Below are 16147 nucleotides of genomic sequence, written 5' to 3'. Positions count from 1 at the left end.
TGTCACGCATCCTCATCAGATTGGCAGATGTGCGGGGCTCGCCTTTCAACTTAGGTCAAATTCAGACGAAATTTTCAGGATTTCACGATTGTCATGTCCGTCGCGATGTGATTTGCCTATGTCATCCGCGCGCCCCGGGCGGACACAAATCCGCAGGAGCTGAAATTTCCGCATCGATACACGGAAGTTTCGCAGTGTCATTGCCGACGTTTCCGCATCCTGCACAGAAACGGACGGCCTATGCTCGGGCATCACTCAACTGTAGGAGCCCGAGCCCATGCCCACCGCCCTTGTCGTGGATGATCACCCCGCGATCCGGCTTGCCGTCAGAAGCCGCCTCACCGAGGACCTCGATTTCGACACCGTGACGGAAGTCACCAACGGCGCCGACGCGCTGCGCGTGCTGCGCGACGCCATCGCCGACCTGATCGTCGTGGACCTGAGCCTGCCCGGCGTGCCCGGCGAGGCCCTGCTGGCCGAACTCGTGTCGCGCCATCCCGCCACCCGGGTGCTGGTGCTGTCCGCGATGACCGGCGCCGGCGAGCGCGCCATCCATGGCGGCGCCCATGGCTATGTCGACAAGGGCGACGGCCTGCACGCACTCACGCCGGCCCTGCGCGCCGTCATGCAGGGCTTCGCGGTGTTTCCCACGCACCTGCTGCCCACGCTGCGGCGCCTCTCGGCCGTGGCCGGCGACCCCGCGCGCATTTTGAGCCGGCGCGAACTGACGGTATTGCGCATGCTGGCCTCGGGCCATACCAATAAGGCGATATCCGAATTACTGGAAATCAGCAATAAAACCGTCAGCTCGCACAAGGCAAATATCATGAGCAAACTGAAATTCAAATCGCTGATTGAACTGGCAGAGTTTGCGCGACGACATCACTTGCTGTAAGTCCCGACGTGATGGGGGCGCTCCGTGATGAATCTTTCTTGAGTCTCGCGACGCACGATTGACTTCGATTTATCCGGCATCTATATCAGCAGTGCGCGGAAATATCTTTTTGCTGTTTCTCACCGCGAGCGTTGGAAACCGATTTATCAGTGAATGCCGATTCAGCGATTTCCAAGTAAATCCGGCGAGATTCCCGCGCAATTCAACGACCTGCAATGCGAACCCGATAGATCCGGACAAGGAGATGTCATGCCTGCTCGTCTTTCACGTGTCATGGCCATCGCGGCCGTGCTGTCACTGCCGGTGCCACAGCTGGCAGGGGCGGCCACCAAGACCGGCACGTTCCTCGTGAGCGCCGTGGTGGTCAGCGATTGCGACATCCGTAGCACGCCGAACCTCGCCTTCGGCGAAGTGGGCGCGATCAGCCAGCCGGTGGATGTGACCACCGTCATCATCGTGGCGTGCACGACCGGCACCGCCTACACGATCGCGCTGAACCCCGGTGACGGCACCGGTTCCACGGTGCCGGACCGGCGCATGAGCAACGGCACGAATTCGCTGAAATACCAGTTGTACAGCGACGCCGCCCGCACGGCGGTCTGGGGCCAGACGGTCGGCACGGACACCGTCGGCGCCACCGGCAACGGCAATGACCAGGAGCGGACGATCTACGGCCGCATGCCACCCCAGACCATGCCGGCGGCGGGCACCTACCAGTCGCTGGTGACCGTCACTGTCCAGTATTGAGCCGCGCGCCTAACGGCACCTGCCGCGCCATCTCCACCCGACCCCCTGTCGGAGACACAACATGACAAGAACACTCCTGGCGACTTTTGCGCTCCTGCTGGCGATGCCCTTTGCGAACGCGGCGACGATTCACGTCAAGCCGACCATGACGCTGATTCCACCCGGCCAGTCCGCCGCCGTCATCACGCTGACCAACCAGGGCGATACGCCGCTCAACGCGCAGGTGCGATTGTTCGGCTGGGACCAGGTGGGGGGCGAGGACGCGCTGTCGCCCACCAACCGGCTCGTCGCCAGCCCGCCGATGCTGACGCTGGCGCCGCGCCAGACGCAGTCGATCCGGCTCGTGCGCACGGAGAAGTCGCCGGCCACGCAGGTCGAGGCGTACCGGGTGCTGGTGGACGAGGTCCTGGACAGCAGCCAGCCCCGGCCGACCGGCGTGACGCTGCAGATGCGCTACTCACTGCCGGTGTTCGTGCTCCCGCGCGAGAAGCTCAAGCCCGCGCAGGTCACGGTGACGGCCTCCGCCGACGGCAATCTGGTGAAGCTCGGCGCCGTGAACCGTGGCGAGAGCCACGCGCAGGCTACGGACGTCTCGGTGGTATACCGTGGCGGCGGCACCAGCCCTGTGGTGCCCGGCCTGCTCGGCTACGTGCTGCCAGGCAAGTCGATCGAATGGAGGCTGCCACTGCCCGCCGACGCCGCGGCCAAGGGCCGGCCCACGCGCGTCAAGATGATGATCAACGGCCGCGAGATGCTGGTCGACCTCTGATGCCGACCGTGCCCGCCCATGTCAAAACCGCCCCGTGGAGGTGCCGCCGCCCGCGCACCCCGCAAGCTGGCGCTCGCGCTGCTCTGCGGCGTTGCGATGGACCTGATGGCCGGCGCGCATGCGTGGTCGCAACCGGTGCCGGAGGCCGATGACGGTGCCTCCACCGCCTTCTACCTGCAGGCGGCTGTCAACGGTGTCGAGAAGGAGCTGATCGTTCGCGTCGACCGGCGGGCCGGTGTGCTGTACATGGCCGCCGGCGAGTTGGAGGAACTCGGCGTCCGCGTCGACGACCTGCCGTTCGGCCCAGACCAGCAGATCGCCCTGGACGCCGTGCCTGGCCTCGGCTACGACTACGACGCCGCCGCCCAGCGCATCGCGCTGCGCGTGCCCGAGGGGCTGCTCAGGGCCCAGCGGCTCGGCGCCGAGCCGCCCGTGCTGCCGCCGGTGCAGTCCGGCACCGGCCTGGTGGTGAACTACGCGTTCAATCTCCAGACCACGCGGCTCTCGCTGGACGAGCAGCGCGCGGCGCAGCGCAAGCCCAGCCCGCTGCAGGGCTCGGGCACGCACGGCCCGCAGCCGCTGCTCGGCGAGCAGGCCTTCGCCGACAGCTACGACCGCCTGAACCGGACCTTGTCCCTGTCGAGCGAGCTGCGCTTCTACGCGCCGTTCGGCGTGTTCCAGAACTCGGGCGTCACCACGCTGCACGAGGGCCAGACCGAGTACCTGCGCCAGGACACCTACTGGACCTACGAGGACCCCCGCCGGCTGATGAGCTACACGATTGGCGATTTCGTCTCCGCCGCCTTGCCGTGGTCGCGGTCGGTGCGCATGGGCGGGATCAGCGTGGCGCACAACTTCAACACCCGCCCGGACCTCGTGACCTACCCGGTGCCGTCGCTGGGCGGCAGCGCGGTGGTCCCGACCACGGTGGACCTCTATCTCAACGGCTTGCGCCAGTTCTCGGCGCAGTCGTCGGGCGGCCCCTTCGTGATCGCCACGCCGCCGGCCCTGACTGGCGCAGGCACCGCCACGCTGGTCTACCGCGACCAGCTGGGGCGCGAGGTGATCGTCAACCGGCCGCTGTATGTCGATTCGCGGCTGCTCGCGAAGGGGTTGTCGGAGTACGCGGTGCAGGCCGGCTACGCGCGGCGCAACTATGGCAGCTTGTCCTTCGACTACGCCGGCTCGCCCACCGCCACGGCCTCAGGACGCTATGGCATGACCGACGCCGTGACCGTGGAAGCGCATGCGGAGGCCGCCAGCGGCCTGCGCAACGCCGGCATCGGCGGGCTGGTGCAGCTCGGGTACTTCGGCGTGGCGAACGCGGCCATCTCCGGCAGTACAGGCGATGCCAGCGGCATGCAGTTCAGCGGCGGCTACCAGTACATCTCGCGCGCGTTCAGCTTCACGGTGCAGGGCATCCACGCGGCGAACCAGTATCGCGATCTCGGCACGCTCGAGGGCGTGCCCGTGCCGGAGAATCAGCTGTACATCACGCTCAGCGTGCCGCTGACGGCGCGCCAGACGCTGTCGGTCAGCTACTCGCGCCAGGATGCGTCGTTCCTCGGCGGCTCGCGCATCGTGTCGGTCGGCTATACGGCGGCCATCGGCTCGCGTTTCAACATCTTCGCCAACGTGTTCAAGGACTACGACCAGCAGCAGACCGTCGGCGCCTTCATCGGCGTGACCATTTCGCTCGGCAACAGCGTGAGTGTCGGCACGAATGCCAGTTCGTACGATGGCCGCAAGAGTGTCTCGGTGTCGGCCAACCGGCCCGTCGACTACGACAAGGGCGGTTTCGGCTGGAACGTGCAGGCCGACGCCGGCAGCGAAAGCTATCGCCGTGGCCTGGGCCGGGTGGACTATCGCGGCCGCTATGGCGACGTGACGGCGCAGGCCGAGCACATCAACTCGGGCAGCATCGAGTCGAACCATGTCTCGCTCTACGGGGCGGGGGCGCTGGTGGTGGCGGATGGCGCGCTGCTGGCCGGACGGTCGATCTACGACGCCTTCGCCGTGGTGTCGACCGACGGCCTGCCCGATGTGCCGGTCCTGCGCGAGAACCGGCTGGTCGGCAAGACCAATGCCGGCGGCCGCCTGCTCGTGCCCGACCTGCTGCCGTACGACGGCAACCGGATCGCCATCAGCACCCTTGGACTGCCGGCCGAGGCCAGCGTGACGACGGACCGCCAGGTCGTGGTGCCGCCCACGCGTGCCGGCGTGACAGTGCGCTTCCCGGTCACGCGCTACGAGGGCGCTACCGTGCTGCTGGTCGATGGTCAGGGCCAGCCGCTGCCGGTGGGGGCGCATGTCGTGCTGGAAGGGAGCGATGCCACGGCCGTGGTCGGCTACGACGGCGCCGTGTTCCTCCCCGCGCTGCAGCCGGACAACCGGGTGACAGTGACCATTGGCGACAGGACCTGCACGGCGCAGGTGCCCTATGCCCCGCGCGATGTGATGACCACCATCGGCCCCTTCCCCTGCGTCCTCCGGGAGCGCCCATGAACACCGGCCTGGTTCGCCGTCTGGTCCGCCACCTGCTGGCCTGCGGGCTGTTCATCTGGCTGGGGTGGGCGGGCAGCGCGTACGCCATCGACTGCACCGTCACGATGAGCGATATCGAGTTTGGCGATGTCAACGTGCTGACCACCACGCCGGTCAGTGTCAACGGCGAGGTGAAAGTCGAATGCACCGACATGACGACCAAGTTCGCCCGTGTCTGCCTGAGTTTCGGCTCGCCGGGCGGCGGTACGGTGGCGAATCGGACCATGACCGGCGCGACCTCGACGCCGCTGGCGTACAACCTCTACCAGAACGCGTCGCACACCACCCCGTGGGGCTCCGTGTACTTCACGCCGCCGCAGTCCCGGTCGGTGACGCTGCAGGCCGATTCATTCGGCATGGCCACCGCCACGGTGATGTACTACGGCTACATGCTGCTGCCGCAGGCGACGGTGCCGGCCGGCAGCTATACCGCGATCTACACCACCGCGGACACGAACATGAACGTGCAAGGCTATGTGTCCACGCCACCGGCCTGCTCGACGAGCATGCCGCAAGGCACGTCCTGGACTTTCACCGTCCGCGCGACGGTGGTGTCGGACTGCAACATCACGGCGACCAATATCGATTTTGGGCAGATCGGCCTGATCAGCGGGCCCGTGTCGGCCAACGGCAGCATCGGCGTGACGTGCACGGCGGGCACGGCATATTCCCTCGCGCTCAACAACGGCACGGGAGCCGGGGCCACCCCAACCGCGCGCAAGATGACACGCGATGGCGGCACGGAGACCCTGACGTATGGCTTGTATGTCGATGCCACGCACAACATCGCCTGGGGGGATGGTACGGGCGGGGCGACGCTCCTGATGGGTACGGGCAATGGCTTGACCAACCAAAACACGGTCTACGGCCAGGTGCCACCGCAGGCCGGAGCAGCGCCGGGCCTCTATCGCGACACGATCATCGTCACGATTACGTACTAGTTCACGTACTCGCTCACATACCAGAGGCGGGCAGCGACAGCGTGGCGGCCGCGCCACCGCCGGGGCGGTTCTCCACGGCGATGCGGCCATGGTGCAGCGCCGCCACCTCGCGCACGAGGCAGAGCCCGAGGCCGGTGCTTTTGTCGCGGCCATCGGGGCGCGGCAGCGAATAGAAGCGCTCGAACAGCCGCCCCTGCGCATAGGCGGGGATGCCCGGGCCATTGTCGGTGATGCGGATGTCGATCATCCCGGCCGCGCCGGGCAGCACGGCGATCTCCACCGTGCCGTGCGCCGGGGAGAAGTCGAGCGCGTTGTCGAGCAGGTTGGCGAGCGCCTGATGCAGCAGGAACGGGTCGCCGCTGACCACGGGCGCCCCGAATCCTTCCGGCCGCGGCTGGCGGTGCAGCGTGATGCCGCGCTGGCGCGCGCGAGGCTCGCACGCCTCCACGATCGCCTCCAGCAGCGGCAGCAGCGCCACCGGCTCGCTGGCATCGAGCTGCTGCTTCTGCTCCACCGCCGCCAGCATCAGCAACTTGCCGATCATCAGTTCGAGCCGCCGGGTCTGGCCCTGGATATTGGCGGCGAAGCGGCGCCGGTCGTCGGCAGGCATCTCCTCCTGCAACAGCTCCGCCGCCCCGCCGATGGCCGCCAGCGGGCTTTTCATCTCGTGGGTCAGCGTGTGGATGTAGTGCTCGACGTACTGCTTGTCCTCCAGCCGCAGCCGCATCGTCTCCACGGCGCGGCCCAGCTCCGCCAGTTCGCCGGCGCCGCGCAGCGGCATCTCCGCGCGCTCGCCGGCGGCCACCGCGCGGGCGTAGCGTTGCAGCCGGCGCAGCCCGTGCACCAGCCACAGCGTGCACGCCAGCCCGATCACGAAGGCGCAGCCCATCAGCAGCAACCCGTGGAGCAGGATTTTCTGTCGGCTGCGGTCGATGAACGGCGCCATCACGCGATTCGGCTTGGAGACGGTCAGCACGCCGATGATCGGACCGCTATGGGGCGTACCGCCCGCGTCATCGGCCTGGATCGGCGCCGCGACGTGCATCACGGTACTGTCCTCGTCGTCCGGGTCGGTGCGCGTGCTGCGGGCGCCGTACTTGCCCTGCAGGGTGCGCGCCACATCGTTCCAGCGGGAGTGGTCGGCGCCCGCGGCGGTGCCGGCGGAGTCGAAGCGCACGATGCCCCGGCTGTCGGTGATGGTGACCCGGTAGTGGATGGTGTCCTTGTGCACGCCCCAGATCGTCGCGTCCACCGGCACGCTGGCCAGCGTGGCCACGCGCCGCGCGAACGCGCCATCGCCGATGTGGCCCTGCTGCATGTCGTCGGCAGCCAGCAGCGCCAGCACCTGGGCGGTGTCGGCCAGCGTGTCCTCCATCGCCTGGCGCACGCCCGGCTTCACTTCCTGCACGAACACCCGCAGCGTGAGGAACGCGGCCAGCCCGACGATCAGGAAGAAGCCGAAGAAGATGCGGAGTCCGATATGCATGCCGGCCGGGCGCTCAGGGATCGAGCGAGTAACCCATGCCGCGATGGGTGCGGATGGCATCGAACGTGGCATCCACCGCGCGCAGCTTGGCGCGCACGGTCTTGATATGGGTGTCGACGGTGCGGTCGATGGTGTCGGCGGCGTCGTGCCAGACCATGTCCATCAGCTGGGCGCGCGAGTAGATGCGCCCCGGTTGCGCCACCAGCAGCGCCAGCAGCCGGTACTCGTAGCGCGTGAGGGCCAGCCACTGGCCGTGGAAGGCGATGCGCGCGCCGGCGGCATCGTGGGTGAACCGGGCGGGTTCGGGCGCCGTAGGGGGTGCTCCGGCGCGACCGCCGGCACGGCGCAGGATCACCCGCACCCGGGCCGCCAGTTCGCGCGGCGAGAAGGGCTTGACCACGTAGTCGTCCGCGCCGATCTCCAGCCCGACGATGCGGTCGATCTCCTCGTGCCGCGCCGTCAGGAAAATCACTGGCACGTCAGAGAACGTGCGCAGCGTCCGGCAGACCTCGAAACCGCTCATGTCCGGCAGGCCGACGTCCAGGATCACGAGGTCGGCCGGTGCCGCGCGCAGCCGCTGCAGCGCATCGCCGCCCAGCACGAGGTGCTCGGCCTGCATGCCATCGGTGCGCAGTGCATAGAGGATGGTGTCGGCGATGGCGGCTTCGTCTTCCACCACGACGACGGTCGGCGGGTTCATTGGTTCCGGGGGCTCTGGGATGCTGGAATGCAGGGATTGGCGCGATCTTATCAGGCGCGCACCCCGCGCCGATGGAAGTAGACCCGCTCGGCGGCCAGCCGCAGCGGCGCGGAATGGAGCAGCACCTCGAACGGCCAGTCGAACTGCAGGCGGTCGAACACCCAGCGCAGCGCGCGCTTGGTCAGGAAGCGCGGCGCGCTGGCCGTCGCCACCCGCTCCGGCGCCGGCCCGCCGTGGAGCAGGTGGGCGGCCATGGCCTCGCCGATGGTCTCGCCGTGGCGCCACGCCGAGTGGATCCCACCCGCCGTCACCGGCGAGACCACCCCGGCTGCATCCCCGGTCAGCATTACCCCGGGTCCGGCGATGGGCGCGACCGGCCCGCCGCACGGAATCAGCCCAGCCCGCGTGGCGCCGGGCATGGCGTCGTCCGGAATTTGCAGCAGATGGCGCACGCGCTGCAGAAAGCCGTCGATGTCAGGCGCACGCGGGCGGCGCGGCGTCTGGCGCAGGGCCAGCCCGGCTTGCACGCCGGTCGGGTTCTGCGTCACCCAGCCGATATAGCCCGGCGCGAAGCGCTTGCTGACGAAGCAGTGGAGGGCGCCCGGCTCGGGCAGCGTCATGCCGGGAAACTCGTACTCGACGCCATAGAGGAAGTCGTGCACGCGCCCCAGCCCGGCCGTGATCGCCACGCGCGAGCGCACCCCGTCCGCGCCGACTAGGTAGCGCGTGCGGCCCACCCCGGGCACGCGCCAGCCGCCCTCGCAGGGCTGGGCGCCCGTGAACGCGGTGCCGAGGCGCAGGTCCACGCCATGGCACACCAGTTCAGCGGCCAGCCAGCGCATCAGGCGCGGGGTATCGGTCGTCAGGAAGTAGTAGCCGGGGGCGCGCAGCGCCAGGTTGCGCAGGCTGGGCGCGTAGAGCCGCACCTGTTCCACGCGGTGCAGGCAGTCTGCCGGCGCGTGGCGCAGCCAGGTCTGCTCGGCGGCCTCCTTGACGATGATGCCGGTGGTGTGGAGTTTTTCGCCCGGATCGACCTTGCGCTCCAGCACCACCACGCGCAGGCCGGCCCGCGCCGCCGCCAGCGCACAGGCCGCGCCCGCGAAGCTGGCCCCCACGATCACCACGTCCGCATCGAAATTCGCACCGGCTGCCGTCATGTCACTGCTCCTGAAGTTGGACGGAGCGAGTGTCGCCAGCGACGGTGAAGCCGGTATGAGGCGAATGTGTGGCGTGGTACAGCGCCACCGCGATGGCCGTCGCGCCGGCGGGCGCCACGGCCTTGCTATCGGCCGGCCCAGAAGCGGCGCTGCGCCGCGGCGATTTCGGCCTCCATCTCCGGCACCGGGCCGATCAGCTCCACGGCCTTCTGGCAATGATCGAACACATAGCGCGACGGCACGCTCATGGTCGGGTTCTCCGCGTGGCTGCCCGTGTACTGCAGCAGCGCATGCTCGGTCATGCCGAACACCACCCGGCCGATATTGGCCCAGTAGGCCGTGCCGGCGCACATGCAGCACGGCTCCACGGTGGTGTAGAGCGTGCAGCCCCACAGGTAGTCTGGCGGGAAGTTGGTGGCGGCCACGCGTGCGAGCGTGGATTCGGCGTGGTTCACCGTGTCGATGTTGCACTGCTCCAGCAGCACGGTTTCCTGGTCCGGACCGACCAGGATGGCGCCGAACGGGTGGTGGCCCAGCGTCACGGCGCGCTCGGCCACCTGCTGGGCGCGGCGCAGGTGGCGGCGGATCTGTTCCGGCGTGGGCGGCAGGCCCTGGGCGGGCAGGGTAGTGGGTCCGGGCGTGGTCATAGACATGGTCATGGTCTCCGCAGGTCTTCGTGAGGGCATGGCTCGGAGGGGCAGCAAGGCGTCGGTCAGGGCCTGCGGGCAGGCCAGTTGCGGCACGTGGCCGCAGTCGAGCGAAATCCGGTGGGCGCCCGGCGTGAGCGCCTGCATGCGCCGCTGGAGCGGCAGCGTGACGGAGCGGTCCTGCAGGCATTCGACATAGACACGCGGCACGCGGCCGAAGCGCGCGGGGCTGAGCGTGTTGCGCATGTCGCGGCCTGTGTCCGGTTGGGGGCAGAGCCGCGCGGCGGCGGTCTGCGCGGCCTCGGGCGGGCAGTCGTGCAGGAAGATCTCGCGCGCGGCGGCGGGCGGCACGCGGCTGGTGGTGCCATCGGCATCCCATGCGAGGTGCGGCACGATGCCGGCGTAGTGGAAATCGGCATCGGCGGCGCGGCATTGGGCGATCACGTCGCCGAAGCTGACCCCGGTGGGCAGCATCATGCCGGCGAGGTAGACCAACGCGCGCACGCGGTCTGGCAGGGTTTCGGCCACCTGCGAGGCGGTCAGGCCGCCGCCGCTGTGGCCGAGGACGACTGCGGGCGCGTCCAGCGCGGCCAGCAGTGCGCACACGTGGGCGGTGTAGCCGGCGAGGGTGGCGTCGGCCCGCCTTTCGGGGCTGCGGTCGTTGCCGGGCAGGTCCACGGCGTGTACCTGCCAGCCGGCGGCTTCGAGCATCGGCTGCCAGGCGGCGAAGGCCCAGCTGCCTTGCCAGGCGCCATGGATCAGCACGATGTGGGGGCGTTGCATCGACATGATCGGGTCAGCCGTAGGTGCGCCGGTAGCAGTCCATCAGATGCTGTTCGACGGTTACGGGCGGGTACTTGGTGGCCTCGCCTTCGGCACGGCAGGTCGGCAGGCACGCCACCTCGTGCAGCGGGTTGCCGGTGAAGAAGAACGGCACCGAATAGCGCTCGCGGCCCGAGCGGTTGATCACGCGGTGCAGCGTGGAGACGTAGCGGTCATTGGTCCAGCGCGCGAACAGGTCGCCGATATTGACCACGAAGGCGCCGGGCACGGGCGGGGCATCGATCCAGCTGGCCTGGAGGGCGTCCCAGACCTGCAGGCCGCCGGTCTCGTCCTGGAGCAGCAGGGTCACGCCGCCGAAGTCGGTATGTTCGCCGCAACCCTTCTCACCGGGCTGGGGCTGCGCGGGTTGGGGCGGGTAGTGCAGCAGCCGCAGCGTGGCGGAGGCGTCGTGCAGGTAGCCGTCGAAATGGTCCTCGGGGAGGTCCAGCGCCAGCGCCAGCCCGCGCACGACCGTGGCGCCCAGCGCGTACGCCTGCTGGTAGTACGCCTCCATCACGTCGCGGAAAGCCGGCAGGGTGGCGGGCCACTGGTTCGGGCCGGTATTGAAGCGGCCGGCCAGCACGCGCGGATCGTCGGCGGCAATCTCGGCACCAATATAGAAGCTCTCCTTCAGGTCCGGCGGCGCGCCGGCTTCCAGCGTCTGGGCGCGCAGCGGCTCATAGCCCCGGTTGCAGGGCGAGAGGCGCTTGTCCACGGCGAGCTTGTCGGCCATGCTCAGGTCGAAAAAGCGCTGGCTGGCCGCGAACACATCGCGGATCAGCGCCGGGTCGATGCCGTGGTTCGTCAGGTAGAAGAAGCCGCGATGCGCGCAGGCATCGTGCAGCTGCGTGGCCACGGCGCGGCGCGCGGCGGGGTCGGCGCTGCGCAGTCCGGCGATGTCGATCAGGGGCAGGCTGAGGGAGGCGGGGGCGGTGGCAGTCACGGTGAGCGGCGGGCCTCGAAGGCTGGGCGACGGATGCAACCCAGTCTAGGGAGGTGCCACTGCGCTGGATAGCGCCGATTTTTGCGCGGGGTGATGCCGAAATGCGAGCACCCCGGCGAGCCCCCCGGGCCACTATCCGCTCATGCACTCAAGGCGTGCGCGAACGAGTCCGCCGATGCCTCGCTTTGGCGCGCCGGGGCACGGTCGCGGTGCGGCGCGGTGGGCTTGCGCAGCGCGAGGACTTCGTCGCGCTCGCGCGCCTCGATGGCCTCCGCGGCAATCCGGATGAAGGCGTCCAGCGCCGGCGGCGGCGTGCGGCCGGCGCGCACATAGACGCCGAGTTCCGAGCAGATCGGCGCGGGGGTGTCCAGCGGCACGTGCACCAGCCGCCCGTCGCGCAGTTCGCGCTCGAGGCCCAGGCGGCTCTGGAAGAAGATGCCCACGCCGCGCTCGACGAGGCCCTTCGCCAGTTCGATCGACGAGGTTTCCAGCAGCACCTGCAAGGCGCGCTTGTGATGGGCGAGCACGGGCTGGAGCAGTTCATGCATCGACAGTTCCGGCCGGGGCAGGATCAGCGGGTAGGCCGCGCATTCGGCAAAGGCCACGTGCGGCAGGCTGGCCAGTGGATGGCCGGGCGGCACGATGGCGCCGAGCGCGAAACGCGACACCATGCACTGGCGCAGGCCGTCGTGGCGGCGGATGGAGAAGCCGATGCCAAGGTCCGCCTCGCCATCGATCACGGCCTGGGCGGCCTGTTCGGAGCCGCAGATGCGCACGTCGATCTGGATAGTGGGGTAGCGCCGGTGCATCTGCGTCAGCATGGCGGGCATCAGGTCGGCATTCAGCCCCTCCACGGCCGCCACGCTGAGCGAGCCGCGTCGCACGCCGCGCAGCAGTTCCAGCTCGGTGGCCAGGCGCTGCTCGTCCTGCAGCACGGTGATCACGTGGCGCGAGAACACCTCGCCGGCCGGGGTCAGGCGCAGGCCGGTGGCCAGGCGCTCGAACAGCGGGCTGCCGATCTCTTCCTCGAGCTGCAACAGCTGGCGGTTGATGGCCGACGAGGCCACGTGCAGCCGCCGCGCAGCTTCGCGGATGGAGCCGCAGCGGCGGATCATGTCGAAATACTTGATGGCGCGGGCGTGGATGTGCATGCCCGGATCGAGCATGCACCGTGCCAGCGCGGGGGACGGCACCCGGTTCGCCCCCTTGCCGATCAGCGGTCGGCGCGGACCGGACCGTACTCCACCGGCACCCAGCTGTAGCCGCGCGCATCCTTGCGGATGTGGCCCAGGCCCGGGAACGGCATGTGCGCGCCGGCAATCAGCCAGCCCTTGGCGGCGGCCTGCGCGAAGACGGCCTTGCGCGTCTTGATGGCCTGCTGCTGGTCCGAATCGAACTCGATCGACACCTCGGGGTGGGCCATCTGCACCGAATGGCTGTGGACGATATCGCCCCACAGCAGCAGCGTCTGGCCCTTGGACGTCACCAGATAGGAGCTGTGCCCCGGCGTATGGCCCGGCGTGCCGAGCACGCTGAAGCCGGGCAGCGGCTGCGCGCCGTCGGCGTAGGTGTGGAGCGCGCCCTTGGCCTTGTAGGGCGCCACGGCGTCCTGGGCCATCTTGAAGAACGGCTTCTTGTCCTCGGGGGCCTGCTGCGCGGCGGCGTCGCTGAGCCAGTAATCGGCATCCTTCTGCGAGGCCCAGACCGTGGCATTGGGGAAGACCGCCGTGGTGCCCTGGGTCAGGCCGCAGGCGTGGTCGGGGTGCAGGTGGGTCAGGAGCACCGCGTCCACGTCCTCCGGCTTGTAGCCGGCGGCGCGGATGTTGTTCACCAGCCCACCCATGGTCGGGCCGAAACACTGCGCCGCGCCGGCATCGACCAGCACGAGCTTGTCCTGCGTATGCACCAGGAAGCCGTTGACGGCAGTCTGCACGCCGTTCTTGTCGACCACGAACATGCGCGCCATCAGCGACTGGAGATCCTTGGCCTGCATGCCCTTGAGGAGCTTGCTGCCGAGATCGACATAACCGTCATAGAGGGGGGTGACGACCACGTCGCCAACCTGCTGGCGATAGAAGCCGGGCACCTGCTCCTTGACCTGCGCGGGCGCGGCCGTGGCGGCAAGACTGGCAAACATCAGGCCGGCCAGCGCGGCGCGAACCAGCCGGCGGGTGGCCTGGGGGGCAAAGGCGAGGGATTTCATCGGGGACAGATCCTTCCTGGATGGGAGTGAAAGCGAATAGGGCAGCAGGTTGCCGGGGGCCCATTCTAATGATCTGTCGGAAAATGCGCGCTGAGGGTCACGCGGGGGGCAGGAAGGCCGGAAGGTGCCCAAAGCAAAAAGCCGCAATCCCGTGAAGGACTGCGGCTTTTCTAATAGATGGTGGCGAATCAGGGATTCGAACCCCGGACCTGCGGATTATGATTCCGTCGCTCTAACCGACTGAGCTAATTCGCCAACGAAGACCGCAATTATACCCACGGATTGGAGCCTGTCAACACCCTCGTGACAGTTTTATGCAAGCTTCCGCAGGCTGCCCAAAAAAATGGCAGATCCGAAGATCTGCCTGAGAAGGAGCGACCGGCCGTGTACTAGCTTTGCGGTGCCGGTCTATCCTGAGCGCGGTTGCGCAGCGCTGGCCTGAATCTGAATCTGGCTCAGTCGTTGGCGTAGATATCCACGTCCTTGGTTTCGCGGACAAACAGCGCGCCGATCACGAAGGTCATGGCGGCGATGATGATCGGGTACCAGAGGCCGTAGTAGATATTGCCGTTCTGGGCCACCAACGCGAACGAGATGGTGGGCAGCAGGCCGCCGAACCAGCCGTTGCCGATGTGATACGGCAGCGACATCGACGAGTAGCGGATCCGCGTCGGGAACATCTCCACCAGCATCGCCGCGATCGGGCCGTACACCATCGTCACGTAGATCACCAGGATGACCAGGATCACCAGCACCATGATCGTGTTCATCTGGGCCGGGTCGGCCTTGGTCGGATAGCCGTGGGAGGCCATCGAGCCGGACACTTCCTTCTTGAACGCGGCGATCTTCCCCTTGCTCTCGTCGTCGAACGCGCCCTTCACGACCGTGGCGTCGAACGCCTTGATCTCCTTGTCGCCGATCTTCACCGAGGCAGGCGTGCCGGCCGGGGCGTCGATCACTTCATAGCTGGCCGATGCCTGGGCCAGCGTGCGCTTTACGATGTCGCACGAGCTGCGGAAGTCGATTTCGCGGGCGATCGGGCTGCCCTGGAACGAGCAGGTCTTCGGGTCGGCCGTGACCACGATCTGCGCGGTCTGCTGGGCACGCTCCAGCGCCGGGTTGGCGTAGTGCGTGAGCGCCTTGAACAGCGGGAAGTAGGTCAGCACGGCGATGGCGCAGCCGATCATGATGATCCACTTGCGGCCGATCTTGTCAGACAGCGAGCCGAAGAAGATGAAGAACGGCGTACCGATCACCAGTGCGCCGGCGATCAGCAGGTTGGCCGTCTTGGCGTCCACCTTCAGCACCTGCGTCAGGAAGAACAGCGAGTAGAACTGGCCCGTGTACCAGACCACGGCCTGGCCGGCGGTCAGCCCCAGCAGCGCCAGGATCACGATCTTCATGTTGCGCCACTGGCCGAATGCCTCGGTCAGCGGAGCCTTGGAGGTCTTGCCCTCGGCCTTCATCTTCTGGAACGCCGGCGATTCGCTCATCGACAGGCGGATGTAGACCGACATGCCGAGCAGCAGGATCGAGAGCAGGAACGGGATGCGCCAGCCCCAGACGTCGAAGTTCGGGCCGGTCAGCTCGCGCGTCAGCAGGATCACGATCAGCGACAGGAACAGGCCCATCGTCGCGGTGGTCTGGATCCAGGCCGTGTACGCGCCGCGCTTGCCGTGCGGGGCGTGCTCCGCCACGTACGTAGCCGCGCCGCCGTACTCGCCGCCGAGCGCCAGGCCCTGCAGCATGCGCAGCGCGATCAGGATGATCGGGGCCGCCCAGCCGATGGTGGCGTAGCCGGGCAGCAGGCCCACCAGGAAGGTGGACAGGCCCATGATCAGGATGGTGACCAGGAACGTGTACTTGCGGCCGATCATGTCGCCCAGGCGGCCGAACACCAGGGCGCCGAACGGGCGCACCAGGAAGCCCGCCGCGAAGGCCAGCAGCGCGAAGATGAACGCCGAGGTCGGGTCCAGGCCCGCGAAGAACTGCTTGGCGATGACCGCCGCCAGCGAACCGTACAGGTAGAAGTCGTACCACTCGAATACCGTGCCGAGCGAAGAGGCCAGGATGACCTTCCTCTCTTCGCGCGTCATCGGCGTGTTTTGTGCACCGCCCCCCGGCACTGCCACGTTTTGCGCGTTTGCCATTATTGTCTCCTCCGTCTCATCGAAAGGTTCCCCGTTGTCAGCGGCCACGCGTGTGCGGACCGCTGCATCGAAGTTGAAGAGGATTGTGGGAGGTGAAACTTACTGCGTTCTGACAGAAATGACGGGAATGGCGCCTAAATCGT

General features: G+C 68.1%; 13 protein-coding genes, 1 tRNA gene and 1 pseudogene. 5 read left to right on the top strand and 10 right to left on the bottom strand.

Annotated features, from left to right (window positions below):
• The first annotated feature begins 277 nt into the window (after positions 1-277).
• From AC1DP9_RS15520 to AC1DP9_RS15500, 5 genes are all read left to right on the top strand, one after another.
• Positions 278-895, top strand: a complete 618-nt coding sequence (locus AC1DP9_RS15520) for a response regulator transcription factor (RefSeq protein WP_092291971.1) — start codon at positions 278-280, stop codon at positions 893-895.
• A 249-nt stretch (positions 896-1144) separates the two neighbouring features.
• Entirely contained in the window at positions 1145-1642 is a 498-nt protein-coding gene (locus tag AC1DP9_RS15515; RefSeq protein WP_477107839.1) for a Csu type fimbrial protein, read from the top strand.
• Positions 1643-1703: 61 nt separating this feature from the next.
• Positions 1704-2411: a fimbrial biogenesis chaperone gene (locus tag AC1DP9_RS15510; protein WP_477107838.1), complete on the top strand. Its 708-nt coding sequence runs from the start codon at positions 1704-1706 to the stop codon at positions 2409-2411.
• An 18-nt stretch (positions 2412-2429) separates the two neighbouring features.
• Positions 2430-4916 (top strand): fimbria/pilus outer membrane usher protein, encoded by a 2487-nt coding sequence (locus AC1DP9_RS15505; RefSeq protein ID WP_477107837.1) that lies wholly within the window; start codon positions 2430-2432, stop codon positions 4914-4916.
• A complete protein-coding gene (locus AC1DP9_RS15500; RefSeq protein ID WP_477107836.1) occupies positions 4913-5896 on the top strand; it encodes a Csu type fimbrial protein in 984 nt (327 codons plus the stop codon). The genes AC1DP9_RS15505 and AC1DP9_RS15500 overlap by 4 nt, the downstream gene beginning before the upstream one ends.
• Positions 5897-5909: 13 nt before the next feature.
• Here the strand turns inward: AC1DP9_RS15500 and creC are convergent, their stop codons facing one another.
• From creC to AC1DP9_RS15450, 10 genes and pseudogenes are all read right to left on the bottom strand, one after another.
• A complete protein-coding gene (gene creC / locus AC1DP9_RS15495; RefSeq protein WP_477107835.1) occupies positions 5910-7382 on the bottom strand; it encodes a two-component system sensor histidine kinase CreC in 1473 nt (490 codons plus the stop codon).
• Positions 7383-7395: 13 nt separating this feature from the next.
• A complete protein-coding gene (gene creB, locus AC1DP9_RS15490) occupies positions 7396-8082 on the bottom strand; it encodes a two-component system response regulator CreB (protein WP_092291979.1) in 687 nt (228 codons plus the stop codon).
• Between the two features lie 50 nt (positions 8083-8132).
• Entirely contained in the window at positions 8133-9239 is a 1107-nt protein-coding gene (locus AC1DP9_RS15485) for an NAD(P)/FAD-dependent oxidoreductase (protein WP_477107834.1), read from the bottom strand.
• A 125-nt stretch (positions 9240-9364) separates the two neighbouring features.
• A complete protein-coding gene (locus AC1DP9_RS15480; RefSeq protein ID WP_477107886.1) occupies positions 9365-9892 on the bottom strand; it encodes a nucleoside deaminase in 528 nt (175 codons plus the stop codon).
• Between the two features lie 66 nt (positions 9893-9958).
• Positions 9959-10669, bottom strand: a pseudogene (locus AC1DP9_RS15475) (alpha/beta fold hydrolase); the annotation flags it as partial.
• A gap of 13 nt (positions 10670-10682) precedes the next feature.
• Positions 10683-11651, bottom strand: coding sequence for an isopenicillin N synthase family dioxygenase (locus tag AC1DP9_RS15470; RefSeq protein WP_477107833.1), 969 nt, complete (start codon positions 11649-11651; stop codon positions 10683-10685).
• Positions 11652-11791: 140 nt separating this feature from the next.
• Positions 11792-12802 (bottom strand): LysR family transcriptional regulator, encoded by a 1011-nt coding sequence (locus AC1DP9_RS15465; protein ID WP_477107832.1) that lies wholly within the window; start codon positions 12800-12802, stop codon positions 11792-11794.
• A gap of 62 nt (positions 12803-12864) precedes the next feature.
• Entirely contained in the window at positions 12865-13854 is a 990-nt protein-coding gene (locus AC1DP9_RS15460) for an MBL fold metallo-hydrolase (RefSeq protein WP_477107831.1), read from the bottom strand.
• Between the two features lie 178 nt (positions 13855-14032).
• Positions 14033-14109 (bottom strand) — tRNA-Met (locus AC1DP9_RS15455).
• A gap of 200 nt (positions 14110-14309) precedes the next feature.
• The gene (locus AC1DP9_RS15450) at positions 14310-16004 is read right to left on the bottom strand and encodes an MFS transporter (protein WP_477107830.1); all 1695 of its coding nucleotides are present in this window, start codon (positions 16002-16004) and stop codon (positions 14310-14312) included.
• Positions 16005-16147 lie beyond the last annotated feature (143 nt).

The sequence above is a fragment of the Cupriavidus sp. 01L43 genome (assembly GCF_056399925.1).
This window is presented reverse-complemented; position numbering and strand designations above follow the sequence as displayed.